At 61.6% G+C, this 24,756-nt stretch carries 23 protein-coding genes and 2 pseudogenes; 11 read left to right on the forward strand and 14 right to left on the reverse strand.

Going from position 1 to position 24,756, the window contains the following annotated elements; translation table 11 throughout:
• Positions 1 to 23 precede the first annotated feature (23 nt).
• Positions 24 to 596 carry a xanthine phosphoribosyltransferase gene (locus ACMGF8_RS03925; protein WP_016968070.1) on the forward strand — a complete coding sequence of 191 codons (573 nt, stop codon included), beginning with the start codon at positions 24 to 26 and terminating at the stop codon, positions 594 to 596.
• Between the two features lie 113 nt (positions 597 to 709).
• Here the strand turns inward: ACMGF8_RS03925 and ACMGF8_RS03930 are convergent, their stop codons facing one another.
• From ACMGF8_RS03930 to dadA, 6 genes are all read right to left on the reverse strand, one after another.
• Complete coding sequence (locus tag ACMGF8_RS03930) at positions 710 to 2,638, reverse strand: acetyl-CoA hydrolase/transferase family protein (protein ID WP_207166750.1); 1,929 nt, start codon at positions 2,636 to 2,638, stop codon at positions 710 to 712.
• Positions 2,639 to 2,774: 136 nt separating this feature from the next.
• Positions 2,775 to 3,191, reverse strand: a complete 417-nt coding sequence (locus tag ACMGF8_RS03935) for a c-type cytochrome (RefSeq protein ID WP_416758751.1) — start codon at positions 3,189 to 3,191, stop codon at positions 2,775 to 2,777.
• Between the two features lie 182 nt (positions 3,192 to 3,373).
• Positions 3,374 to 3,922, reverse strand: coding sequence for a cupin domain-containing protein (locus ACMGF8_RS03940; protein WP_102862248.1), 549 nt, complete (start codon positions 3,920 to 3,922; stop codon positions 3,374 to 3,376).
• A gap of 132 nt (positions 3,923 to 4,054) precedes the next feature.
• Entirely contained in the window at positions 4,055 to 5,128 is a 1,074-nt protein-coding gene (alr, locus tag ACMGF8_RS03945) for an alanine racemase (RefSeq protein ID WP_250329735.1), read from the reverse strand.
• Positions 5,129 to 5,220: 92 nt separating this feature from the next.
• Positions 5,221 to 5,574 carry a RidA family protein gene (locus tag ACMGF8_RS03950; RefSeq protein WP_102862250.1) on the reverse strand — a complete coding sequence of 118 codons (354 nt, stop codon included), beginning with the start codon at positions 5,572 to 5,574 and terminating at the stop codon, positions 5,221 to 5,223.
• Positions 5,546 to 6,847 (reverse strand): D-amino acid dehydrogenase, encoded by a 1,302-nt coding sequence (dadA, locus tag ACMGF8_RS03955; RefSeq protein WP_102862530.1) that lies wholly within the window; start codon positions 6,845 to 6,847, stop codon positions 5,546 to 5,548. The genes ACMGF8_RS03950 and dadA overlap by 29 nt, the downstream gene beginning before the upstream one ends.
• Before the next feature lie 157 nt (positions 6,848 to 7,004).
• On the opposite strand from dadA, the gene ACMGF8_RS03960 reads away from it, so the two are divergent.
• Positions 7,005 to 7,493: an Lrp/AsnC ligand binding domain-containing protein gene (locus tag ACMGF8_RS03960; RefSeq protein WP_011064210.1), complete on the forward strand. Its 489-nt coding sequence runs from the start codon at positions 7,005 to 7,007 to the stop codon at positions 7,491 to 7,493.
• 47 nt (positions 7,494 to 7,540) lie between these two features.
• Here ACMGF8_RS03960 and ACMGF8_RS03965 read toward each other — a convergent pair whose 3' ends face one another.
• Entirely contained in the window at positions 7,541 to 7,894 is a 354-nt protein-coding gene (locus ACMGF8_RS03965) for a YkgJ family cysteine cluster protein (protein WP_102862531.1), read from the reverse strand.
• A gap of 148 nt (positions 7,895 to 8,042) precedes the next feature.
• Here ACMGF8_RS03965 and ACMGF8_RS03970 point away from each other — a divergent pair, with 148 nt between their 5' ends.
• Positions 8,043 to 9,356: an NAD(P)/FAD-dependent oxidoreductase gene (locus ACMGF8_RS03970; RefSeq protein ID WP_102862251.1), complete on the forward strand. Its 1,314-nt coding sequence runs from the start codon at positions 8,043 to 8,045 to the stop codon at positions 9,354 to 9,356.
• A 27-nt stretch (positions 9,357 to 9,383) separates the two neighbouring features.
• Here the strand turns inward: ACMGF8_RS03970 and ACMGF8_RS03975 are convergent, their stop codons facing one another.
• The gene (locus tag ACMGF8_RS03975; protein WP_102862252.1) at positions 9,384 to 9,626 is read right to left on the reverse strand and encodes a DUF1127 domain-containing protein; all 243 of its coding nucleotides are present in this window, start codon (positions 9,624 to 9,626) and stop codon (positions 9,384 to 9,386) included.
• 180 nt (positions 9,627 to 9,806) lie between these two features.
• On the opposite strand from ACMGF8_RS03975, the pseudogene ACMGF8_RS03980 reads away from it, so the two are divergent.
• Both ACMGF8_RS03980 and ACMGF8_RS03985 read left to right on the forward strand, forming a co-directional pair.
• Positions 9,807 to 11,230 (forward strand): annotated as a pseudogene (locus ACMGF8_RS03980) (PLP-dependent aminotransferase family protein).
• 69 nt (positions 11,231 to 11,299) lie between these two features.
• Positions 11,300 to 12,871, forward strand: coding sequence for a phospholipase D family protein (locus ACMGF8_RS03985; RefSeq protein WP_102862254.1), 1,572 nt, complete (start codon positions 11,300 to 11,302; stop codon positions 12,869 to 12,871).
• A 4-nt stretch (positions 12,872 to 12,875) separates the two neighbouring features.
• Here the strand turns inward: ACMGF8_RS03985 and ACMGF8_RS03990 are convergent, their stop codons facing one another.
• Positions 12,876 to 14,024: an MFS transporter gene (locus tag ACMGF8_RS03990; RefSeq protein WP_102862255.1), complete on the reverse strand. Its 1,149-nt coding sequence runs from the start codon at positions 14,022 to 14,024 to the stop codon at positions 12,876 to 12,878.
• 173 nt (positions 14,025 to 14,197) lie between these two features.
• A complete protein-coding gene (locus ACMGF8_RS03995; protein ID WP_102862256.1) occupies positions 14,198 to 15,691 on the reverse strand; it encodes an aldehyde dehydrogenase in 1,494 nt (497 codons plus the stop codon).
• A gap of 238 nt (positions 15,692 to 15,929) precedes the next feature.
• On the opposite strand from ACMGF8_RS03995, the gene ACMGF8_RS04000 reads away from it, so the two are divergent.
• Positions 15,930 to 16,292: a cupin domain-containing protein gene (locus ACMGF8_RS04000; protein WP_102862257.1), complete on the forward strand. Its 363-nt coding sequence runs from the start codon at positions 15,930 to 15,932 to the stop codon at positions 16,290 to 16,292.
• A 58-nt stretch (positions 16,293 to 16,350) separates the two neighbouring features.
• Here the strand turns inward: ACMGF8_RS04000 and rpmG are convergent, their stop codons facing one another.
• Both rpmG and rpmB read right to left on the reverse strand, forming a co-directional pair.
• Positions 16,351 to 16,506 (reverse strand): 50S ribosomal protein L33, encoded by a 156-nt coding sequence (rpmG, locus tag ACMGF8_RS04005; protein WP_003177274.1) that lies wholly within the window; start codon positions 16,504 to 16,506, stop codon positions 16,351 to 16,353.
• 11 nt (positions 16,507 to 16,517) lie between these two features.
• Positions 16,518 to 16,754 (reverse strand): 50S ribosomal protein L28, encoded by a 237-nt coding sequence (gene rpmB, locus ACMGF8_RS04010; RefSeq protein WP_011064219.1) that lies wholly within the window; start codon positions 16,752 to 16,754, stop codon positions 16,518 to 16,520.
• Between the two features lie 475 nt (positions 16,755 to 17,229).
• Between rpmB and ACMGF8_RS04015 the strand changes: the two genes are divergently transcribed.
• Entirely contained in the window at positions 17,230 to 18,813 is a 1,584-nt protein-coding gene (locus ACMGF8_RS04015; RefSeq protein WP_102862258.1) for an ABC transporter substrate-binding protein, read from the forward strand.
• Positions 18,814 to 18,861: 48 nt separating this feature from the next.
• On the opposite strand, the gene radC is transcribed toward ACMGF8_RS04015, so the two are convergent.
• Complete coding sequence (gene radC / locus ACMGF8_RS04020; protein WP_102862259.1) at positions 18,862 to 19,536, reverse strand: RadC family protein; 675 nt, start codon at positions 19,534 to 19,536, stop codon at positions 18,862 to 18,864.
• Between the two features lie 132 nt (positions 19,537 to 19,668).
• Between radC and coaBC the strand changes: the two genes are divergently transcribed.
• The 4 genes and pseudogenes from coaBC to argB all read left to right on the forward strand — a co-directional run bounded on the left by coaBC (position 19,669) and on the right by argB (position 23,932).
• Positions 19,669 to 20,877, forward strand: a complete 1,209-nt coding sequence (gene coaBC / locus ACMGF8_RS04025; protein ID WP_102862260.1) for a bifunctional phosphopantothenoylcysteine decarboxylase/phosphopantothenate--cysteine ligase CoaBC — start codon at positions 19,669 to 19,671, stop codon at positions 20,875 to 20,877.
• A gap of 5 nt (positions 20,878 to 20,882) precedes the next feature.
• On the forward strand, positions 20,883 to 21,338 hold the full coding sequence (gene dut, locus ACMGF8_RS04030) for a dUTP diphosphatase (RefSeq protein ID WP_102862261.1): 456 nt from the start codon (positions 20,883 to 20,885) through the stop codon (positions 21,336 to 21,338).
• Positions 21,339 to 21,601: 263 nt separating this feature from the next.
• Positions 21,602 to 23,002 (forward strand): annotated as a pseudogene (locus ACMGF8_RS04035) (phosphomannomutase/phosphoglucomutase); the annotation flags it as partial.
• Positions 23,003 to 23,026: 24 nt separating this feature from the next.
• Entirely contained in the window at positions 23,027 to 23,932 is a 906-nt protein-coding gene (argB, locus tag ACMGF8_RS04040; protein WP_011064225.1) for an acetylglutamate kinase, read from the forward strand.
• Positions 23,933 to 24,100: 168 nt separating this feature from the next.
• On the opposite strand, the gene pyrE is transcribed toward argB, so the two are convergent.
• The gene (pyrE, locus tag ACMGF8_RS04045) at positions 24,101 to 24,745 is read right to left on the reverse strand and encodes an orotate phosphoribosyltransferase (protein ID WP_102862263.1); all 645 of its coding nucleotides are present in this window, start codon (positions 24,743 to 24,745) and stop codon (positions 24,101 to 24,103) included.
• Positions 24,746 to 24,756: the final 11 nt, after the last annotated feature.

Below are 24,756 nucleotides of genomic sequence, written 5' to 3' on the forward strand. Positions count from 1 at the left end.
CAGGCGCTATTTGAGGAAGCTCCGTGGAAGCACTGCACAAGAAAATTCGCGAAGAAGGCATCGTGCTTTCCGATCAAGTACTGAAAGTCGACGCCTTTCTGAACCATCAGATCGACCCGCAGTTGATGAAGCTGATCGGCGATGAATTCGCCACGCTGTTCAAGGACTCGGGCATCACCAAGATCGTCACCATCGAAGCCTCGGGGATTGCCCCGGCCATCATGACCGGCCTGAACCTGGGCGTGCCGGTGATCTTCGCCCGCAAGCACCAGTCCCTGACCCTGACCGAGAACCTGCTGTCGGCCACCGTGTACTCCTTCACCAAACAGGTGGAAAGCACCGTCGCCATCTCCCCACGGCACCTGACCAGCAGCGATCGTGTGCTGATCATCGATGACTTCCTGGCCAACGGTAAGGCGTCCCAGGCACTGATCTCGATCATCAAGCAGGCCGGTGCCACCGTGGCCGGCCTGGGCATCGTGATCGAGAAGTCCTTCCAGGGCGGCCGTGCCGAGCTGGACGCCCAGGGCTACCGCGTGGAATCCCTGGCCCGGGTCAAATCCCTGGCCGGTGGCGTGGTCACCTTCATCGAGTAACCTCGCCCGCCAGGCCTGCTCAGGAGTTGAATTGTGCAGGAGCTGGCTTGCCAGCGAAGACGCCCTTGAGAGCAGCGCAAGGCTTGATGGCCCATTCGCCGGCAAGCCGGCACCTACGACAAGGTGGGTGCCGTGGCCTGCAGCCCGGCCAGCAGGAAGCGCTGATACAGTTCCTCGCGCAGCCCATCGGGCTGCTCCAGCCCCATGCGCTCAAGGTGCGCCGCAAATGCCTCAGGCTCCGGCGCATCGAGTGCCGCCTTGCCCAGCTCAAGGATCTCGCTGAGCTTGAACTTGCTCTTGAGCCAGTTCAGCGCCCGCAGCAGGTCACGCTCTTCATCGCTGAAATCACTGCCCAACGGATACTCGGGAAACAGGTGGCGATGACGCGCCTGAATGCTCTGCAAACGCTGTGGGCTGTTGTCGGTAAAACGCGGGTTCAGACGAAAATCCTTCGGCAGTTTTCCGGCCTTCTGTGCCTGCTCCAGCAACCCCGGCTGAAAGCGTGAGTCGCTGATGTTGAGCAGCGCCTCGATCACATGCGCATCCGTTTTACCCCGCAGATCGGCAATACCGTACTCGGTGATCACGATGTCCCGCAGATGGCGCGGGATGGTGCAATGGCCGTACTCCCAGACAATGTTGGAACTGACCTCGCCAGCGGATTCGCGCCAACTGCGCAGGATCAGCACCGATCGGGCATCTGCCAAAGCATGTCCCTGGGCAACGAAGTTGTACTGCCCGCCCACACCGCTGAGCACCTTCCCGCCCTGCAACTGATCGGACACCGCCGCGCCCATCAGGGTCATGGTGAACGCGCTGTTGATGAATCGCGCATCCCGGCGCTGCAGGCGCTTGAGTTCTTCATGGCCATACAGCTCGTTGATGTAGCTGATGGCGGTCATGTTGAACTGCGCCAGCTTGCTCTTGGGCAGCTCGCGCAACCGCTGATAGAAACTGCGCGGGCCAAGGAAGAAACCACCGTGGACCGAGACCCCGCCAGCCGTGGCCGCATCCAGAGTGCCGGCGTTGGCTTGCTGTTGCAGCTCCAGGGTCGGGTAGACCTTGCGCCGCACGATGCCGGCATCCGCCAGGGCCAGCAGGCCGTTGACGAACATTTCACTGCAACCATAGAGCCCCTGGGCAAAGGGCTCGACGCCGCCTTCGCGGTCGATCAGCGCCTGCCAGTGGTCAACCTGCAGATCCGCCAGCAGGGCACGATAACCGTCGTTGTCGGCCTGCCGTGCCAGCAAGGCTGCGGTCAGCGCGTCGCCCATGGAGCCAATGCCGATCTGCAAGGTGCCGCCGTCGCGCACCAGGGTGCTGGCATGCAAGCCGATGCAATGATCCTGAATCCCCACCGGCATGTTCGGCGTGGAAAACAGGGTGCTGCGCTCTTCTTCGTCGATCAGCAGATCGAGGTCCGCAGCATCGATCTCGGAGTCCCCGGGCATATAAGGCAGGTCACTGTGGACCTGGCCGAGAATCAGGATGGTCTCCCCCGCCGCACGACGCTTGGCGATCATCGGCAGCATGTCGAGGGTGATATCCGGGTTGCAGCTCAGGCTCAGGCGGCCGGGGTGTTGCGGATCGCGGGCCAGCAGTTGCGCCACCAGGTTGAGACCGGCGGCGTTGATGTCCCGGGCGGCATGGCTGTAGTTGCTGCTGACGTAGTCCTGCTGCGCTGCGGCGCTGTGCAAAAGGCTGCCGGGCTGCATGAAGAACTGCTCGACGCGGATGTTCGCCGGCAGGCTGTCACGGTGCAGGTCGGCAAGGAAATCCAGTTCCGGATAGTCGCCGAACACCCGCTCCACGAAGGGTTCGAGAAAGCGCTTCTGCAAACCGTCGCCCAGGGACGGACGGCCCAGGCTCAGGGCGGTATAGATCGTCAGTTGGCGTTCGGGCAATTGGCCAATGCGGCGATACAGAGCGTTGGCAAAACGGTTGGGTTTGCCCAGGCCCAGGGGCATGCCCATGTGAATGTGTTGCGGCAAACGGGCGAGCACTTCATCTACCGCATGCTCGATAGAACAGGATTGCAGCATCTGACCCTCCGGGGACCATCCATGAATTGAGGTTGGACCGAGCTTGCCGGGAGTTTGCTGCCTTGAACAGTGCACTGGCTGAATTACGCCCACAAAAAAGCCGCTCGTAAGCGGCTTTTTCGCTGAAGATGGCGACTTATTTCAGGCCGGACATCTTCTGGATAGCAGCTTTGAGATCATCATCGCTGCAATCGGCGCAGGTGCCTTTAGGCGGCATGGCGTTGATACCGGTGATGGCCTTGGCCAGGATGCCGTCGAGGCCGCCCTGGTGATCGGCGCGCTCTTTCCAGGCTGCGGTGTCACCGATTTTCGGCGCACCCAACAGGCCGGTGCCGTGACAAGCATTGCAATGCTTGGCAATCACGTCATCCGGGGATTTCGCACCACCGCCACCACCTGCAGTAGCAGCGACTTCCATACCCTTGCATTCCTGCCCCTGAACGCAGACCTGGCCAACAGGCTCAAGACGCTTGGCAATGTCATCATTAGTCGCAGCTTGAGCGCTGACTGCCCAAAGGGCCAATACGGTTGCTGGTGCGGCCAGCATTTTCATAATTAGGTTCACGCGTACACCCTCAATGGTGGCTAGTCACGCCTGCGGCCACGGTTTCGCAGGCGGGCGAAAGTATAACGGTTAGCCCGCCACACTGAAACAACCCCAAAGTCGAAGGGGTCTTAATCGCGGCGAAATGTCGCTGGGGGCCTCTCTGCAAACCTTGCAGGATGCCTCTTGGTCTAGAAATTTGCCGGAGTGGCTGCGCTGATTAGTCGCGCCGGAGCATCGAACGGATTACGGAAACGGTGCGGCTTCGTACTCTCAAAGTAGTAGCTGTCACCGGCCTCCAGGACAAATGTCTCCAGCCCTACCACCAGTTCCAGGCGACCTTCGAGAAGAATGCCGGTTTCCTCGCCATCGTGGGTGAGCATCTCTTCCCCGGTATCGGCGCCGGGCGGGTAGATTTCGTTGAGAAACGCAATAGCACGACTCGGATGCGCCCGGCCCACCAGCTTCATGGTGACTGCGCCATCGGAGATATCGATCAGTTCGTGGGCCTTGTAGACAATCTGAGAAGGCGTTTCCTGGAGGATTTCCTCGGAAAAGAACTCGACCATGGACATGGGAATGCCGCCCAGCACCTTTCGCAGCGAGCTGATCGAGGGGCTGACACTATTCTTTTCGATCATTGAAATGGTGCTATTGGTGACGCCCGCACGCTTGGCGAGTTCACGCTGGGAAAGACCTTTCAGTTTACGGATGGATTGTAGTCGTTCACCGACGTCCAATGCGGCAGCCTCCTAGGCGGGAATCAGGCGTTGTTGTAATTGAGCGTTATCATGGCGACAGCGTTCAGTATTTACAACACTTGGCCCCGATTCCCCCGAGGGCAGGCGACTTTCGGTACAACCCGCGTAATCTCAGTCTTCGCAGTACACCAGCGGCACCCGACGCAGGTTGCAGAACAGCTGATAAGGGATGGTATTGGCGGCCAGGGCAACCTCGCTGGCGAGGATGTTCTTGCCCCACAATTCCACCCGGGAACCCAGCCCGGCCTGTGGCACATCCGTCAGGTCGACACACAGCATGTCCATGGACACCCGGCCCAGCAGGCGGCTGCGCTGGCCGTCCACCAGCACCGGAGTGCCGGTCGGCGCGTGGCGCGGATAGCCATCGGCATAACCCATGGCGACCACGCCGATGCGCATCGGCTTGTCGGTGATGAACTTGGCGCCATAGCCCACCGGCTCGCCGGCGGGCAGCTCACGCACACAGATCACCTTGGATTCCAGGGTCATGACCGGCTGCAGTCGCTCAGCCACGGAGTTGTTTTCTTCGAACGGCGTAGAGCCATAAAGCATGATGCCGGGACGCACCCAGTCACTGGGCACGCTCGGCCAGCCCATGACCGCCGGCGAGTTACGCAAGCTGATTTCAGCCCCCAGCCCCTGACGAGCCGCCTCGAATACCGCGACCTGTTCACTGCTGCGCGGGCAGTCCAGCTCGTCAGCACGGGCGAAGTGGCTCATCAGCACGATCTTCTCGACCTTGCCGCTGGCCTGCAGCCGTTGATAGGCCGTCTGGTAATCCTTGGGATGCAGGCCAACCCGGTGCATGCCCGAATCCAGCTTGAGCCAGACCGTCAGCGGCTTGGCCACCGGTGTCTGCTCGATAGCCTCGAGCTGCCACAGCGAATGCACCACACACCAGAAATCATGCTCGACGATCAGCGCCAACTCGGAGGCCTCAAAGAAACCTTCCAACAGCAGGATCGGCGCACCAATACCGGCGGCGCGCAGTTCCAGGGCCTCTTCGATGCAGGCCACGGCAAAGCCGTCGGCCTCGGCCTCCAGCGCCTGGGCGCAACGCACGGCGCCATGACCGTAGGCATCAGCCTTGATCACCGCAAGGGCGCGAACACCCGAGACTTCACGGGCCAGTTGGTAGTTGTGACGCAGGGCTTGGAGATCGATCAGGGCACGGGCAGGGCGCATGGCGGCAGACTTCTAGGCGGTCATGGGGGAATAAAAAACCGGTGCTGGATAACGGCTGGCCGCCACCGGCACCGGGAGAGGGATCTTGTCGCTCAAGGCAGAGCAGCCACCACGGAAAGCTCGATGAGGATTTCCGGCTCGCAGAGCTTGGCCTCCACAGTGGCCCGGGCCGGGGCCACGCCTTTTGGCAGCCACTGGTCCCAGACACTGTTCATGCCTGCGAAGTGGGCATCGATGTCCTTGAGGTAGATGGTCACCGACAGCAGCTTGCTCTTGTCGGTGCCCGCCAGGTCCAGCAGACGCTCGATGTTGGCCAGGGTTTCCCGGGTTTGCTGTTCGATCCCGGCACTCATGTCATCGCCGACTTGCCCGGACAGATACACCGTACCGCTGTGAACGACGATCTGACTCATGCGCTCATTGGTGAGCTGGCGCTGGATTGACATGTTTAGCTGACTCCTGAGGGTTGCCATAACGGGAAATATCGAGGCCTTCGGCACTGATCTGCGGCTTTTTCTTGGCCATCAGGTCCGCCAGCAAACGACCGGAACCACAGGCCATGGTCCAACCGAGGGTGCCATGACCGGTGTTCAAGAACAGATTGCGGAACGGCGTGGCACCGACGATGGGCGTGCCATCCGGGGTGGTAGGACGCAGCCCGGTCCAGAAACTGGCCTGGGACAGATCGCCGCCCTGAGGATAGAGATCGTTGACGATCATCTCCAGCGTTTCACGCCGGCGTGGGTTCAGCGACAGGTCAAAACCGGCGATTTCGGCCATGCCACCGACCCGGATACGGTTATCGAAACGAGTGATCGCGACCTTGTAGGTCTCGTCGAGGATGGTCGAAGTCGGGGCCATGGCCGGGTTGGTGATCGGCACGGTCAGGGAGTAGCCCTTGAGTGGGTACACCGGGGCCTTGATGCCCAGCGGCTTGAGCAATTGCGGCGAGTAGCTGCCCAGGGCCAGCACGTAGCGGTCGGCGGTTTCCAGTTTGCCGTCGATCCACACGCCATTGATCCGGTCGCCGGCGAAGTCGAGGCGCTGGATGTCCTGGCCAAAACGGAACTCCACACCCAGCTTGATGGCCATTTCAGCCAGGCGCGTGGTGAAGATCTGGCAGTCGCCGGTCTGGTCATTCGGCAGGCGCAGGGCACCGGCAAGGATGTCGGTGACGCTGGCCAGAGCCGGCTCGACCCGGGCGATGCCCTCGCGATCCAACAGCTCGAACGGTACGCCGGATTCCTTGAGCACGGCGATGTCTTTCGCCGCACCGTCCAGTTGCGCCTGGGTGCGGAACAGCTGGGTGGTGCCCAGGCTGCGACCTTCGTAGGCGATGCCGGTTTCCGCGCGCAATTCGTCGAGGCAGTCACGGCTGTATTCGGACAGACGCACCATGCGCTCTTTGTTCACTGCATAACGGCTGGCAGTGCAGTTACGCAGCATCTGCGCCATCCACAGGTATTGGTCGATATCGGCGGTGGCCTTGATTGCCAGCGGTGCGTGGCGCTGCAGCAGCCATTTGATGGCCTTGAGCGGCACGCCCGGAGCAGCCCAGGGCGAGGCATAGCCAGGGGAAACCTGACCGGCGTTGGCGAAACTGGTTTCCATGGCTGCAGCCGGCTGGCGGTCCACCACGGTCACATCAAACCCGGCTCGAGCCAGGTAATAGGCACTGGTGGTTCCGATAACGCCACTGCCCAAGACCAGAACGCGCATTTTCATATCCCTCATCGCGGCTTGACCGCTGACGTTTGTTATTCAGAGCAAAGATGGGCGCAGTGTAAGAAACATTGAGCAGTGATTTTCACTATATAACCGCCTATATTTGGCGAGAATTCTCGGCAATATCGCTTTTCACGGAGGGGCATCCCCTATGCGCACCAATCATCAGACCCGTCGTGCCCTGGACAAGATAGATCGCAATATCCTGCGAATTCTGCAGGCCGATGGACGCATTTCCTTCACCGAGCTGGGGGAACGGGTCGGACTCTCCACCACCCCTTGCACCGAGCGAGTGCGCCGCCTGGAACGCGAAGGAATCATCATGGGCTACAACGCCCGGCTCAACCCGCAGCACTTGAAGGGCAGCCTGCTGGTGTTCGTCGAGATCAGCCTGGACTACAAGTCAGGGGATACCTTCGAGGAGTTTCGCCGGGCGGTGCTGAAGCTGCCGCACGTGCTGGAGTGCCACCTGGTGTCCGGGGACTTCGACTATCTGGTCAAGGCGCGGATCTCGGAGATGGCGTCCTATCGCAAGCTGCTGGGGGACATCCTGCTCAAGCTGCCCCATGTACGGGAGTCCAAGAGCTACATCGTGATGGAGGAAGTGAAGGAAAGCCTGAGCCTGCCGATTCCGGATTGAGATGAGGGGCGCCGGTTCCGCGGCAAGCTGGCTCGGAGCGCCAGGGGCTAGACCAGGACCTGACGATTGCTGGCCATGTAGTCGTGGATCTGCTTCTCGACCCGGGGGTGGATCATCTCCACGGGACGCCGGCCGTTGGGGCACGGCAGGCTCGGCGTGGTGCCAAACAAGCGACAGATCAGCGGGCGTTCGTCATACACCGTGCAGCCATTGGGGCCCAGGTGCACACAGTTGAGCTCGTCCATGGCGGCGTCCTGCTCGGCAGCGGTCTTGCGCGGCAGGCGGGACATCTCCTCAGGCGAAGTGGTGACTGGGCCGCAGCAGTCGTGGCAACCAGGAACGCACTCGAACGAGGGAATCTGCTGACGCAAACTACGGACGATTTGACGGTTACAGCTCATGAAAAAGGCTACCGGGGCATGAATAGCCATGAATTCTGCCCTAAATGCCTGGCAGCAGACAGGGCCGGGCGTCCTGCGGTTGCCGCAAACGAAAGCCGCGGCTTATGCTCCGGCAATTTTTAAAGACCCCCTGATCAGGACACTTTCCATGCCCGCCAGTGCTCAGCCATCCGCCGCCAGCGATCGGCACGCCGCCTCTTACTATGCCGCCAGCAGCCTGCCGCAGCCGGACTACCCGACACTGGCAGGCGAGCTGACGGCGGACGTGTGCGTGGTAGGCGGCGGATTCTCGGGGCTCAATACCGCGCTGGAACTGGCCGAACGCGGGTTCAGCGTGATCCTGCTGGAAGCCCGCAAGATCGGCTGGGGCGCCAGCGGCCGCAACGGTGGGCAGTTGATTCGCGGGGTCGGCCACGGCCTGGAGCAGTTCACCAAGGTGATCGGTAGCGACGGCGTGCGGCAGATGAAGCTCATGGGCCTGGAGGCGGTGGAAATCGTCCGCCAGCGTATCGAACGCCTGCAGATCCCCTGCGATCTGACCTGGGGCTACTGCGACCTGGCCAACAAGCCAGCAGACCTTGAGGGTTTTGCCGAAGACGCCGAAGAGCTGCGCAGCCTGGGCTATCGCCACGAAACCCGCCTGTTGCAGCCCAGTGAAATGCACAGCGTAGTGGGCTCCACACGCTACGTTGGCGGGCTGATCGACATGGGCTCGGGCCATCTGCATCCACTGAACCTGGCCCTGGGTGAAGCCCGGGCGGCGCAGCAGATGGGCGTGCGTCTGTTCGAGCATTCGGCGGTGACTCGCATCGACTACGGGCCCGAGGTCAAGGTCCACAGCCATCGCGGCACGGTCCGCGCCAAGACCCTGGTGCTGGGCTGCAACGCCTACCTCAACGACCTCAACCCGGAGCTGGGGGGCAAGGTGCTGCCGGCCGGCAGCTACATCATTGCCACCGAACCCTTGAGTGAGGCCCAGGCGCAAGAGCTATTGCCACAGAACATGGCGGTCTGCGACCAGCGCGTCGCTCTGGACTACTACCGGCTCTCGGCCGATCGGCGCCTGTTGTTCGGCGGTGCCTGCCACTACTCGGGACGCGACCCCAAGGACATCGCCGCGTACATGCGGCCGAAGATGCTGGAAGTGTTCCCGCAACTGGCCAAGGTGAAGATCGACTACCAGTGGGGCGGCATGATCGGCATCGGCGCCAACCGCCTGCCACAGATCGGCCGACTCAAGGACCAGCCCAATGTGTATTACGCCCAGGCCTATTCAGGCCATGGGCTGAACGCCACGCACCTGGCGGGCAAGTTGCTGGGAGAGGCCATCAGCGGTCAACAGGGCGGCGGCTTCGACCTGTTCGCCAAGGTGCCGCACATCACCTTTCCTGGCGGCAAGCACCTGCGCTCGCCACTGCTGGCCCTGGGCATGCTCTGGCATCGCCTGAAAGAGCTGGCCTGATCTTCCGCGGCTCCTTGTCGCCGCGGATTACAGCCGCCAGAAAGGCTTGAGGCCTTCGGCCCGCGCCTCCTCGCGGCTCAGCCCCACATCCCGCAACTCCTCGGCGGTCAACTCCAGCAACGCCTTGCGGGTACGCAATCGATGCCAGTACAGGTCCCAGGTTCCCAGCCCGGACGGCGTAGTGCGCGACAGGGTCGCCGCCGCCCGCTCCTGCTCGACTTCCAGCTCCTGACCGCGTAACGACAGCCGCACATCGCTCAAGCCGTTCATCTCCATTGCTCCTGTTTACTCAAGTTGCCATGAGCGAGCATGATGGGCGCCATAGCAAAACCAATACAGACCCAATACAGCGGCATTACTTCCATACAGATTTGCCAAAATTCCCGCTGAATGCCGTATTTTTGCCTCATCTGTACTGGTCCTCCATGACTGCCACTTCGAGCCAACGCCATGACCCTCTACGTGAACCTCGCCGAACTCCTGGGCACCCGCATCGAACAGGGCTTCTATCGCCCCGGTGATCGACTGCCCTCGGTGCGCGCGCTGAGCGTAGAACACGGGGTCAGCCTGAGTACCGTGCAGCAGGCCTACCGTGTACTGGAAGACAACGGCCTGGCCATGCCCAAGCCAAAATCCGGGTACTTCGTCCCCCCAGCCGTGAGTTGCCTGCGCTGCCGGCAGTCGGTCGCCCGGCCCAGCGGCCGGTGGAAATCTCCCAGTGGGACCAGGTGTTGGAATTGATCCGCGCGGTGCCGCGCAAGGATGTGGTGCAACTGGGCCGCGGCATGCCGGACATCACCACGCCAACCATGAAGCCCTTGCTACGGGCCCTGGCCCGGCTCAGCCGGCGCCAGGACATGCCCGGCCTGCACTACGACAACATCTACGGCGTGCTGGAATTGCGCGAGCAAGTGGCGCGGCTGATGCTGGATTCGGGCTGCCAGCTGGGGGCCAATGACCTGGTGATCACCACTGGCTGCCATGAAGCCCTGTCCTCCAGCATTCGCGCTATCTGCGAGCCCGGGGACATCGTCGCCGTAGACTCGCCGAGCTTTCACGGCGCCATGCAGACCCTCAAGGGGCTGGGCATGAAGGCCCTGGAAATCCCCACCGACCCTATTACCGGGATCAGCCTGGAAGCCCTGGAACTGGCCCTGGAGCAGTGGCCGATCAAGGCCATACAGTTGACCCCCAACTGCAACAATCCCTTGGGCTACATCATGCCGGAGTCGCGCAAGCGGGCCCTGCTGACCCTGGCCCAGCGCTTCGACGTGGCGATCATCGAGGACGACGTGTATGGCGAACTGGCCTACACCTATCCACGCCCGCGAACCATCAAGTCCTTCGACGATGACGGCAGGGTTCTGCTGTGCAGTTCCTTCTCCAAGACCCTGGCCCCCGGCCTGCGTATCGGCTGGGTCGCACCCGGCCGCTACTTGGAGCGGGTGCTGCACATGAAGTACATCAGTACCGGCTCCACCGCCCCGCAACCCCAGGTGGCCATCGCCGAATTCCTGAAAAGCGGTCATTTCGAGCCACATTTGCGCAAGATGCGCACTCAATACCAGCGCAATCGCGACCTGATGCTCGATTGGGTCAGCCGCTATTTCCCCACGGGCACCCGCGCCAGTCGCCCCCAGGGCAGTTTCATGCTGTGGATCGAACTGCCCGAAGGCTTCGACGCTCTGAAACTCAACCGGGCATTGCTCGACCAAGGCGTGCAGATCGCCGTGGGCAGTATCTTTTCCGCCTCGGGCAAATACCGCAATTGCCTGCGGATGAACTACGCTGCCAAGCCAACCGCGCAGATCGAAGACGCGGTACGCAAAGTCGGCTCCGCAGCCATCAAGCTGCTCAGCGAAACCCAGGACTGAACCCCGGGTCACGTTGCAGGAAGCCCACTGCCCCATGCCAACCCGCGCCGCGATGCGAGACGACCTGACTTGAGCCGTAAACAGGGGTTTATCCTGCCGCTGATCCTGACCCTCGGGCTAGGCGGCTGCGCCACCCAGGAAGTGCCTTACCAGCCCAGCCAAGCGTTGGCCGCCAGTGACTCCAGCTTCGCCCAGTCCATCCGGGCCCAGGCCGCCCCCTACCAGGGACGCTCCGGCTTTCGCCTGCTGCCCAACAGCACCGAAGCCTTCATGGCCCGCGCCGAGCTGATCCGCAACGCCCAGAGCAGCCTCGACCTGCAGTACTACATCGTTCATGACGGCATCAGCACACGGATGCTGGTGGACGAGTTGCTCAAGGCTGCCGATCGAGGTGTGCGGGTACGCATCCTGCTGGACGACACCACCAGCGACGGGCTGGACCAGATCATCGCCACCCTGGCCGCCCACCCGCAGATCCAGGTCCGCCTGTTCAACCCGCTGCACCTGGGCCGCAGCACCGGCGTTACCCGAGCCGTGGGCCGCCTGTTCAACCTGTCGCAACAGCATCGCCGGATGCACAACAAGCTGTGGCTGGCGGACAACAGCGTGGCCATCGTCGGCGGGCGCAACATCGGCGATGAATACTTCGATGCCGAACCCAATCTCAACTTCACCGACATCGACATGTTCAGCGCAGGCCCCGTGGCCGAACAACTGGGCCATAGCTTCGATCAATACTGGAACAGTGCCCTGAGCCGGCCCATAGGCGAGTTCCTGTCTTACGCACCTTCAACCCAGGCTCTGAACAACACCCGCCAGCGCCTGGAAGAGTCGCTACAGGACAGCCACCGGCAAAACCAGGCCCTGTATCGCCAGCTGATGACCTACCAGACCCAGCCGCGCATGGATATCTGGCGCAAGGAACTGATCTGGGCCTGGAACCAGGCCCTGTGGGACGCACCCACCAAGGTCCTGGCCAAGGGCGATCCCGACCCGCACTTGCTGCTGACCACCCAGTTGGCACCGGAACTCAAGGGCGTGAGCAAGGAACTGATCATGGTCTCGGCCTACTTCGTCCCGGGCCAGCCGGGGCTGGTGTACCTGACCGGCCGGGCTGACGCCGGGGTCGCGGTCAGCCTCTTGACCAACGCGCTGGAAGCCACCGACGTGCCGGTGGTGCATGGCGGCTACGCGCCCTATCGCAAGGCCTTGCTGGAACACGGCGTGAAGCTCTACGAGTTGCGCAGGCAACCCGCAGAGCGGGGCGGCGGCAGCGGTCCGCGGCTGTTCCACAGCCGTTCCTTGAAGGGCTCGGACTCCAGCCTGCACAGCAAGGCGATGGTCTTCGACCGACAGAAGAGCTTTATCGGCTCATTCAATTTCGATTCACGCTCAGTGCTGTGGAACACCGAGGTCGGGGTGCTGGTGGACAGCCCCGAACTGGCCGAGCATGTACGCGCCCTGGCCCTGCAAGGGATGGCGCCGCCCCTCAGCTACCAGGTCAAACTGGAGGACGGCAAGCTGGTCTGGATCACCGAGGACCATGGGCAGCTGCACAGTCTGAGCCACGAGCCCGGCAGTTGGTGGCGACGCATCAATGCCTGGCTGAGCACTCGCATCGGTCTGGAGCGCATGCTTTGAAGCGCTACAAGGGTTGCGCCTGGACGCTGCCAAAAGCGCCCTGACGCAGCAGCAGAAGCAACAGGCCAAAGGCGCCCGCCGCCACCAGCAGCAACATCGCATGGCCGCTGACCCACTGGCTGCCCGCACCTGCCACCAAGGGACCGATCAGACAACCGATACCCCACAGCTGCGCCACATGAGCATTGGCTCGTACCAAAGCATCGTCGCGATAACGCTCGCCGATCAGGATCAGCGACAAGGTGAACAGCCCACCAGCGCTGGCCCCGAACAGCACCCACAACGGCCAGATCAATACGCTGTCCAACAGCAGGGGAATGGCCAGGCTGGAGCACAGCAGGATCACCGCGCAACCGGTGAACAGGCCGCGCCGGGAGACGCGATCAGCCAAGGCGCCGATCGGCAGCTGCAACAATGCATCGCCCACCACTACGGTGCTGACCATGGCCAGGGCCACGTCCTCGGTGAAGCCCTGGCTCAAGCAATAAACCGGAAGCAAGGTCAGGATCAGAGCCTCGAAAGTCGCGAACAAGGCCACCGCCCAACCAATCGCCGGCAACGTCTGACAGAAGCGCCAGAGGTCGATCAGGGTGACATTGCAAGACTCGGTGCTCGGCGCTCCGCTACGCCCCAACAGCAGCAAGGGCGCCGCCACCAGCAATCCCACCGAGACCCAGAAGCCGTAGTCCTGCGTGGTCCCCAGGACGCCAAGCAGCAAGGGGCCGGCCAGCTGACTCAGGGCATAGCCGCTGCCATACAACGCCACCAGCCGTCCCCGCCACTGCTCCACCACCAGCTGATTGATCCAGCTTTCCCCCAGAATGAAGATGATGGTCAGCACCACGCCCAGAATCAGGCGCAACGCCAGCCACACCGGATAGCTGGGCAACAGCGCCAGCAGTCCAATAGAGAGCGCACCCGCCCACAGGCACAGGCGCATCAGGTTGGCGGTACCGAAGCGGGCCGCCAGCCGACTGGAAATCTTCGCGCCCAGCAGCACGCCAATGGCCGGCATCGCCGCTACCACGCCGATGGCAAAGGGTCCGTAGCCCCAGCTTTCCAGGCGCAAGGACACCAGCGGCATGGTCATGCCCAAGGCCAGGCCGACACTCAAGACAGCGGATAAAACGGCGAAATAAGTCGCCCAAGGCATTTCCACACTCCTGTGGATGATTATTCTGCAAGCCACAGACAACACAGCCGGACTCCCCTCGCGGGAAGTCCGGCTGCGCTGTGGATCAACAGCTTCGGACAAAGACGCCTGTAAGGCGTGGCGCTTGCCGGCGCAAGCGCCCTTGCGGACGCCATTGCCTCAACCCCGAAGACTCAGAGCTTGATCCAGGTCGCTTTCAGCTCGGTGTACTTGTCGAACGCGTGCAGCGACTTGTCCCGACCATTGCCCGACTGCTTGAAGCCGCCGAACGGCGCGGTCATGTCGCCACCGTCGTACTGGTTGATCCAGACGCTGCCGGCACGCAGCGCCTTGGCCGTCAGGTGCGCCTTGGAGATGTTTGCAGTCCAGACCGCCGCCGCCAATCCGTACGGAGTGTCGTTGGCAATCTGGATCGCCTCTTCCACGCTGTCGAACGCAATCACTGACAGCACTGGGCCGAAGATTTCTTCCTGGGCAATCTTCATCGCGTTGCTGACGCCGTCGAAAATCGTCGGTTCGACGTAGGTACCACCTGTCTCCTGCAGGGTGCGCTTGCCACCGGCCACCAACTTGGCGCCATCGGCGTGACCGGCCTCGATGTAGGACAGCACGGTGTTCATCTGCTGGGTGTCCACCAGGGCGCCGACGTTGGTGGCCGGGTCCAGTGGGTTGCCCGGTTTCCAGGCTTTCAGGGCCTCGATCACCAGCGGCAGGAATTTGTCCTTGATGGAACGCTCCACCAGCAGACGGGAACCGGCGGTGCAGACTTCGCCCTGGTTGAAGGCAATGGCGCTGGCAGCGGATTCGGCGGCGGCCTGCAGGTCCGGGGCATCGGCAAATACGATGTTCGGGCTTTTGCCACCGGCTTCCAGCCAGACGCGCTTCATGTTGGATTCACCGGAGTACACCAGCAGTTGCTTGGCGATCTTGGTGGAGCCGGTGAACACCAGGGTGTCCACGTCCATGTGCAGGGCCAGGGCCTTGCCAACGGTGTGACCGTAGCCGGGCAGCACGTTGAACACGCCAGCCGGAATCCCGGCTTCCACCGCTAGAGCCGCAATGCGGATTGCGGTCAGCGGGGATTTTTCCGAAGGCTTGAGGATCACCGAGTTACCGGTGGACAGCGCCGGCCCCAGCTTCCAGCAGGCCATCATCAGTGGGAAGTTCCACGGCACGATGGCCGCGACTACACCCACCGGCTCACGGGTTACCAGGCCCAGTTGGTCATGGGGGGTGGCCGCGACTTCGTCGTAGATCTTGTCGATGGCCTCGCCGCTCCAGCTCAGGGCTTGCGCCGCGCCGGGCACGTCGATTTCCAGGGAGTCGGTGATGGGCTTGCCCATGTCCAGGGTTTCCAGGAGCGCGAGCTCCTGGGCGTGTTGCTTGAGCAGGCCGGCAAAACGAATCATGACGGACTTGCGCTTGGCCGGCGCCAGGCGCGACCAGACGCCAGAGTTGAAGGTGGCGCGGGCATTGTCCACGGCACGCTGGGCATCGGCGGCGTCACAGCTGGCAATGGTTGCCAGCACACGACCGTCTACCGGGCTGATGCACTCGAAGGTGTCATTGGAAACAGCAGCGGTGTATTCACCATTGATGTAGGCGCGGCCTTCGATTTTCAGGTCGCGGGCACGTTGTTCCCAATCGGCACGAGTCAGGGTGGTCATACGAGTGTCCTCCTCTTATTTGAATACAAGCGCCATGCGAACTACGCCGGCACTCATGAAGAATTCTGCCCGGCCAGCCTGTTTTCGGCCAAAGGCACCCGCCACCCTAAACCAGCGACCCCTGTACTTTCAATATATTTGACAAAGCCCGGGAAAACAGCATTGCTATGTGCATTTTAATAAACATAGACTCTGGCCTTCATAGCCACTCGCGCCGCAATCACGGGGGAATACAAGAATGAGCATCCACAACGTCGTCGACTTCAGCCAGGCCAACACCGAGGGCGAACGCTACCGCCCCGCTCCGGAAAAAGTGCTCAAGGGCGATCCCGAGCAAGCGGTGTTCAACCATTACGCCAGCCCGTGCGGGCAACTCAATGCCGGGATCTGGGAAGGCGCGGTGGGCCAATGGACGGTGAACTTCACCGAGCACGAATACTGCGAGATTCTCCAGGGCGTGTCGGTGCTGCGAGACAACGATGGCAACGCCAAGACCCTGCGCTCTGGCGACCGCTTTGTGATCCCGGCCGGCTTCAAAGGCACCTGGGAAGTGCTGGAGCCCTGCCGCAAGGTCTACGTGGCCTTCGAACAGAAGGCCTGAATCCCAGGCACAAAAAAACCCGCTTGAAGGCGGGTTTTTTTGTCAGAAGAAAAATCAATTACTTGATTTTGCCTTCCTTGTAGATCACGTGCTTACGAACAACCGGATCATATTTCTTGATCTCGATTTTGTCCGGAGTAGTACGCTTGTTCTTGTCGGTAGTGTAGAAGTGACCAGTACCGGCGCTCGAGATCAAACGAATCAATTCACGCATGATTAGCTCCCTTAAACCTTGCCGCCATCGCGACGGATTTCGGCCAGCACGACATCAATGCCGCGCTTGTCGATGATACGCATGCCTTTGGCAGATACGCGCAGACGCACAAAGCGTTTCTCGGACTCAACCCAGAAGCGGTGATGCTGCAGGTTCGGCAGGAAACGACGACGGGTTTTGTTGTTTGCGTGGGAAATGTTATTCCCAGTCACCGGACCCTTACCGGTAACTTGACAGACTCTAGACATGCCTCAGCCCTCTAAAACCACATGCCCAACCCGGCATGGGTTGGCCGCTTAATCTCTCAGTCATTTGGCGCCAGGCGCCGCGTTTCTTTAGGGTCTTACCGGCTACACCTACAAGCGAAGGAACCGGGCCCCTAGAAAAGAGCGCTGCTTTATACCAGAAAGACCCCATAGCAACAACAGCCGCTGTGTGCAGGATGATGAAAAGTCCTGATTTTCTTGCGCCGGACGCCTGCGGCAAAGGCTACCGCAGAAATCTACCGCTCGTCGCAGAATATATTTCTCTCGAAACCTCGGGAAAAAATCTGCTGCTGAACACGGGCATCCCTACACAAAATCACGGCTCCAGCCCTGACCGCGTCCCAGGTTTCAATGTCGAATACAAAAGGGATAGTCATTTTACAAAGAGGCCACTAGGGTAAGGCATTTCCAGACTGCACTCGCAGATGGGCTTTCGATCTGCACAAGGAACCCGACCATGCGTCTTGCCGCCCTCCCGCTCCTGCTCGCCCCTCTTCTGAGCCCATTGGCCCAGGCCGCCGCGTTGAGCGTCTGCACCGAAGCCAGCCCGGAGGGCTTCGACGTGGTGCAGTACAACTCGCTGACCACCACCAACGCGTCCGCCGACGTGCTGATGAACCGCCTGGTGGAATTCGACGCCGTCAGCGGCAAGGTGGTCCCCAGCCTCGCCGATAGCTGGGAAGTCTCACCGGATGGCCTGAGCTATGTCTTCAAGCTGCATCCCAAGGTCAAGTTTCACCGTACCGACTACTTCAATCCCAGCCGCGAGCTGACCGCCGAAGACGTCAAATTCAGCTTCGAGCGCATGCTCGACCCAGCCCACCCGTGGCACAAGATCGCCCAGAGCGGCTTCCCACACGCACAATCCCTGCAGTTGCCCAGCCTGATCAAGAAGATCGACGCCCTGGACCCGCTGACGGTGCGCTTTACCCTGGATCACGCCGACTCGACCTTTCTCCCCACCCTGAGCATGGGCTTTGCCTCGATCTACTCCGCGGAGTACGCCGATCAGTTACTCAAGGCCGGCACCCCGGAGAAGCTCAACAGCCAGCCCATCGGCAGCGGCCCGTTCATTTTCGGGCGCTTCCAGAAAGACGCCTCGATCCGCTACAAGGCCAACCGCGACTACTTTGCTGGCAAACCGGCGCTGGACTCCCTGATTTTCGCCATCACTCCGGACGCCAACGTGCGCCTGCAGAAACTGCGGCGCAATGAGTGCCAGATCGCCCTGTCACCCAAGCCCCTGGACGTACAAGCCGCCAGTGATGATCCAACGCTGAAGATCGAGAAAACGGCAGCCTTCATGACAGCCTTCGTTGCGATCAACAGCCAGCATCCGCCCCTGGACAAACCCGAAGTGCGCCAGGCGATCAACCTGGCCTTTGACAAGGCCCATTACCTCAAGACTGTGTTCGAAGGCACCGCCGAGGCCGCCAATGGCCCCTACCCGGCTAATACCTGGAGCTACGCCAAAGAGCTGCCGGGCTACACCCACGACCCGGAAAAGGCTCGTCAGCTGCTGGCCAAGGCAGGCCTTAAAAACGGCTTCGAGACCACAATCTGGACCCGCCCTTCCGGCAGCCTGCTCAACCCCAACCCGAGCCTGGGCGCCCAACTGCTGCAGGCGGACCTGGCCCAAGTGGGAATCCAGGCAGAAATCCGCGTGATCGAATGGGGCGAGCTGATCCGCCGGGCCAAGGCCGGCGAACATGACCTGCTGTTCATGGGCTGGGCCGGCGACAATGGCGACCCGGATAACTTCCTCACACCACAGTTCACCTGCGCAGCAGTCAAATCCGGCACCAACTTCGCACGCTACTGCGATCAGAACCTGGACAAGCTGATTACCGCCGGCAAGACCACCAGCGAACAGGGTGTGCGCAGCAAGCTGTACCAGCAGGCCCAGACCCAGATCCAGCAGCAAGCGCTGTGGCTCCCTCTGGCTCACCCGACCGCTTTCGCCCTGACCCGCAAACAGGTCGAGGGCTATCAAGTGAGCCCCTTCGGCCGCCAGGATTACTCGAAGGTCAGCGTCAAGTGACACGTCGGCCAGCTTCAGGGTCAGTACCGACCTTGAGGCTGGCTTCCTTCAGATCCAGCCATACTCGGCCATGGACAACGGATCGCCCTCTCCCACGATGAAGTGATCCAGCACCCTTACATCGATCAACTCCAGGGCTTCTTGCAAACGCCGGGTCACCACCCGATCGGCCGGGCTGGGCTCAGAGATACCCGATGGGTGGTTGTGACAGAGAATCACTGCTGCGGCGTTATGCGCCAGGGTGCGCTTGAGCACTTGTCGCGGGTACACCGTGGTGCTGTCGATGGAACCGTGGAACAGCACCTCAAAGGCCAGCACCCGATGCTTGGTGTCGAGAAACAGACAGCCAAACACCTCGTGGGGCTCATGTCGCAACATCGACTTCAGGTAATCGCGCACCACCAACGGACTTTCCAAGGCTGACTGGCGGTGGAGTTTTTCTGCCAGATGCCGACGCGCCATCTCCAACACCGCTTGCAACAGTGCGTACTTGGCCGGCCCCAATCCCAGCTGGCGGGTGAAGGTCAGCTGATCGGCTTCCAGCAGACTGCGCAAGCTGCCGAAGCGATGCAACAGGTGCCGCGCCAGGTCGACCGCACTTTTTCCAGCCACCCCGGTGCGCAAGAAAATAGCCAGCAATTCGGCGTCGGAAAGGCTGATGGCGCCCTGCTCCAGAAGCCGTTCCCGCGGGCGCTCCGCCGCAGGCCAATCACGAATACTCATCACACCTCCCTGTGCATGGCGCCGCTGTTCGGCAGCGGGCGCTGTGCTATCTTAGCCCCCTCTTTTTTGCGTGGTATTTCACCTGGGGAGGGGGCATGCCACGCAGCAATCACTTAACGGAAAAACAGGCCTATGCAGCGGCTGTATCGGAAACGCATCGTGCTCGGCGTCGGCGGCGGCATTGCCGCCTATAAGAGCGCGGAGCTGGTTCGCCGACTCCTCGACCAGGGCGCCGAAGTGCGTGTGGTCATGACCCGGGGCGGCAGTGAGTTCATCACCCCGCTGACCATGCAGGCCCTCTCCGGGCACCCGGTCCACCTCGACCTGCTGGACCCGGCCGCCGAAGCCGCCATGGGTCACATCGAACTGGCCAAATGGGCCGATCTGGTGCTGATCGCCCCCGCCACGGCCGACCTGATCGCCCGCCTGGCCCAGGGCATCGCCGATGACCTGCTGACCACCCTGGTCCTGGCCACGGACGCCATCGTCGCCATCGCTCCAGCGATGAACCAGGCCATGTGGCGCGACCCGGCCACCCAGGCCAACACCCAATTGCTGCAAAGCCGTGGCCTGCGAGTCTTCGGCCCAGCCTCCGGAAGCCAGGCCTGTGGCGACGTCGGCCTGGGCCGCATGCTGGAAGCCAACGATCTGGCGCTGTGCGCCGCCGACTGCTTCCAGCACCTGGCACTGACCGGCAAACACTTGCTGATCACCGCCGGGCCGACTCAGGAAAACATCGATCCGGTGCGCTACATCACCAACCATAGCTCAGGAAAAATGGGCTTCGCCCTGGCCGAGGCAGCCGTCGAGGCCGGCGCCCGGGTCACCCTGATCACCGGACCGGTGCACCTGCCGACCCCCGACAGAGTCACTCGGATCGACGTAGTCAGCGCTCGCGACATGCTCGCGGCCTGCGAGGCGGCCATTCCGTGTGACGTTTTCATCGCCTCCGCGGCGGTCGCGGACTACCGCCCGGAAGTCGTCGCCCCACAGAAATTAAAGAAAGACCCTACGAAAGGTGACGGCCTGCTACTACAGATGGTGCGCAATCCAGATATCCTGGCCACCATCGCTACGCGGCCGGATCGGCCATTCAGTGTCGGTTTCGCCGCCGAAACCGAAAATCTGCTCGACTACGCTGCACGCAAATTGAAGGACAAGAACCTCGACCTGATCGTCGCCAACGACGTAGCCAACCCGAGCATTGGCTTCAACAGCGAGGAAAACGCCTGCAGCGTGATTGACCGGGAGTTGCACGCAACTCTCTTCGCCCAGACCAGCAAGGGCAAGATTGCCCGCCAACTGATCTCTTTTATCGCCGAACGGCTGAACCAGGTTTAACTTCAATGCACGCTCTACAAGCCAAGATCCTCGACCCACGCATCGGCAACGAATTCCCTCTGCCGCAGTACGCCACGCCGGGCTCCGCCGGCCTCGACCTGCGCGCCATGCTCAAGGAAGACACCATCCTGGAGCCAGGCCAGACGCTGCTGATCCCGACCGGGCTGTCGGTCTACATTGGCGATCCGGGCCTGGCGGCGCTGATCCTGCCGCGCTCCGGCCTGGGCCACAAACACGGCATCGTGCTGGGTAACCTGGTCGGCCTGATCGACTCGGACTACCAGGGCGAACTGATGGTTTCCTGCTGGAACCGCGGCCAGACCGCCTTCAATATCGCCGTCGGCGAGCGTATCGCCCAACTGGTGCTGGTGCCGGTAGTGCAGGCGCACTTCGAAGTGGTTGAGGCTTTTGATGAAAGCCAGCGCGGCGCAGGCGGTTTCGGCCACTCCGGCAGTCACTGATTGCGTCACCCTGGGGCCGGACACCTGGTCCGCCCCCAGGGTGACGGCAGGGCACTTCAGGATAAATGACCGCCGGTTTCCGCATGCCCCCTCGGGCCCGTCAAATCAGGCCCTTGAGCGTCCGCGGAGCGGCAAGTGCCCTCCAGATGGCACTTACACAGTACGAACTCTACGCTGAAAACGCCGTCATACCCTTCAGTTTGAGCCCGCCGGCCCGTCATTTCCCCGGCCGTACTGCCCCCTCTTCAAATGGAGCACCCTCAGTGATGAGCAACGCAGCCAAAGTCGCCCCGACATTTCCCGAGAGCATCTTCCGCGCCTATGACATCCGCGGTGTTGTACCGCAAACCCTGACCGCAGAGACCGCCTACTGGATCGGCCGCGCCGTTGGCTCCCAGAGCCTGGCTCAGGGCGAACCCAACGTCTGCGTAGGCAGGGACGGCCGCCTGTCCGGCCCGGAGCTGGTGGAGCAACTGATTCAGGGCCTGCACGACAGCGGCTGCCACGTCAGCGATGTCGGCCTGGTGCCGACCCCCGCCCTGTACTACGCCGCCAACGTCCTGGCCGGCAAGTCCGGGGTGATGCTCACCGGCAGCCACAACCCGTCGAACTACAACGGTTTCAAGATCGTCATCGCCGGCGACACCCTGGCCAACGAACAGATCCAAGCCCTGCACCAGCGCCTCAAGACCAACAACCTGAGCAGCGCCCAGGGCAGCATCACCAAGGTCGATATCCTGCCGCGCTACGCCGAAGAGATCGCCCGAGACGTGAAGCTGGCTCGCCGCCTGAAAGTCGTGGTGGATTGCGGCAACGGCGCCGCCGGGGTCATTGCTCCGCAACTGATCGAGGCCTTGAACTGCGAAGTCATTCCGTTGTTCTGCGAGGTAGACGGCAACTTCCCCAATCATCACCCGGACCCGGGCAAACCCGAGAACCTTGAAGACCTGATCGCCAAGGTCAAGGAAACCGGCGCCGACCTGGGCCTGGCCTTCGACGGTGACGGCGATCGCGTCGGCGTGGTGACCAACACTGGCAGCATCGTCTTCCCCGATCGCCTGCTGATGCTGTTCGCCAAGGACGTGGTGGCGCGCAACCCGGATGCGGAGATCATCTTCGACGTCAAGTGCACTCGGCGCCTGATTCCGCTGATCAAGGAATATGGCGGTCGCCCGCTAATGTGGAAAACCGGTCACTCGTTGATCAAAAAGAAAATGAAACAAACCGGCGCCCTGCTGGCCGGCGAGATGAGCGGCCATGTGTTCTTCAAGGAGCGCTGGTTCGGTTTCGACGACGGCATTTACAGCGCCGCACGGTTGCTGGAGATTCTCAGCAAGGAAACATCCACCGCAGAAGAGCTGTTCGCGACCTTCCCGAACGATATTTCTACGCCGGAAATCAATATCCATGTGACCGAAGAGAGCAAATTCAGCATCATTGATGCCTTGCACGACGCGCAGTGGGGCGCAGGCGCTGACCTGACCACCATTGACGGGGTGCGAGTCGACTATGCCAAGGGCTGGGGCCTGGTTCGCGCCTCCAATACTACCCCTGTGCTGGTGCTGCGCTTCGAGGCTGATGACGAAGCCGAGCTGCAGCGGATTAAGGACGTGTTCCACGTCCAGCTGAAACGTGTTGCACCTGACCTCCAACTACCGTTTTGACTGTTTGAAGCACCGGAGCCCTGAATGACCATCGAACGCGATGCCGCCGCCAATACCGCCAAGGTCCTATCCGAAGCGCTGCCTTACATTCGCCGCTATGTCGGCAAGACCCTGGTGATCAAGTACGGCGGCAACGCTATGGAGAGCGAGGAGCTGAAAACCGGCTTCGCCCGCGACATCGTCCTGATGAAGGCTGTCGGGATCAACCCGGTGGTGGTGCACGGCGGTGGCCCGCAAATCGGTGACCTGCTCAAGCGCCTGTCGATCGAAAGCCACTTCGTCGATGGCATGCGCGTGACCGACGCGCAAACCATGGACGTGGTGGAGATGGTCCTCGGCGGCCAGGTCAACAAGGACATCGTCAACCTGATCAACCGTCACGGCGGCAGCGCCATCGGCCTGACCGGTAAAGATGCCGAGCTGATTCGTGCGAAAAAGCTCACCGTGACCCGCCAGACTCCAGAGATGACCACGCCGGAAATCATCGATATCGGCCATGTGGGCGAAGTGGTCGGGATCAACACCGATCTGCTGAACCTGCTGGTCAAGGGCGATTTCATTCCGGTGATCGCGCCGATTGGCGTGGGCGCCAACGGTGAGTCCTACAACATCAACGCCGACCTGGTCGCCGGGAAGGTGGCTGAAGCACTGAAAGCTGAAAAGCTGATGCTGTTGACCAACATCGCTGGCCTGATGGACAAGTCCGGCAAGGTCCTGACCGGCCTTAGCACCCAGCAGGTGGACGAACTGATCGCCGATGGCACTATCTACGGCGGCATGCTGCCGAAAATCCGCTGCGCCCTGGAAGCGGTACAAGGTGGCGTCGGCAGCTCCCTGATCATCGACGGTCGCGTACCCAATGCGATTCTGCTGGAGATCTTCACCGATACCGGTGTCGGCACCCTGATCAGCAACCGCAAGCGCCCTTAAGCGACAGCCACAAAAAAGCCCCCGCCCGGTATCTCGGGCGGGGGCTTTTTTATTTACGCAATCTTTGTAGGAGCTGGCTCGTGTAGGAGCAGGCTTGCCAGGGAAGGCGCTCACACGCGCAACTCAGGACTCAAAGGTCTCTTCACCGGTAAGCCGGCTCCTACAGTGTCAGATTCCGTACTGCGCGCGATAGGCTTGCACTGCCGGCAGATGTTGCTTGAGCGCCGGATCGTCCGCCAGGAACTGCAGGACCTGGGTCAGGGAAACGATGCTCACCACTGGAATGCCGAAGTCACGCTCGACTTCCTGGATCGCCGACAACTCACCGTTGCCACGCTCCTCGCGGTTCAGTGCGATCAATACACCTGCCGCCTTGGCGCCTTCCTGGGACTCGATGATCTGCATCACCTCGCGAATTGCCGTGCCGGCGGTGATCACGTCATCGATGATCAGCACATCGCCGGTCAATGGCGCACCCACCAGGCTACCGCCTTCACCGTGCGCCTTGGCTTCCTTGCGGTTGAAGCACCAAGGCAGATCGCGCTGATGATGTTCAGCCAGAGCCACTGCAGTGGCTGCTGCCAAGGGAATGCCTTTATAAGCCGGGCCAAACAGCACATCGAAGGGAATGCCGCTGTCGACAATCGCCGCCGCATAGAAACGCCCCAGCTGGGCCAGGGCCGAACCGCTGTTGAACAGGCCGGCATTGAAGAAGTAAGGGCTGGTGCGCCCGGACTTCAGGGTGAACTCACCGAAGCGCAAAACCCCGCGATCGATGGCAAAACGAATGAAATCGCGCTGATACGCCTGCATGAAAAAACCCC

The organism is Pseudomonas sp. BNK-7 (assembly GCF_048072025.1).
Lineage (GTDB): Bacteria > Pseudomonadota > Gammaproteobacteria > Pseudomonadales > Pseudomonadaceae > Aquipseudomonas > Aquipseudomonas danubii.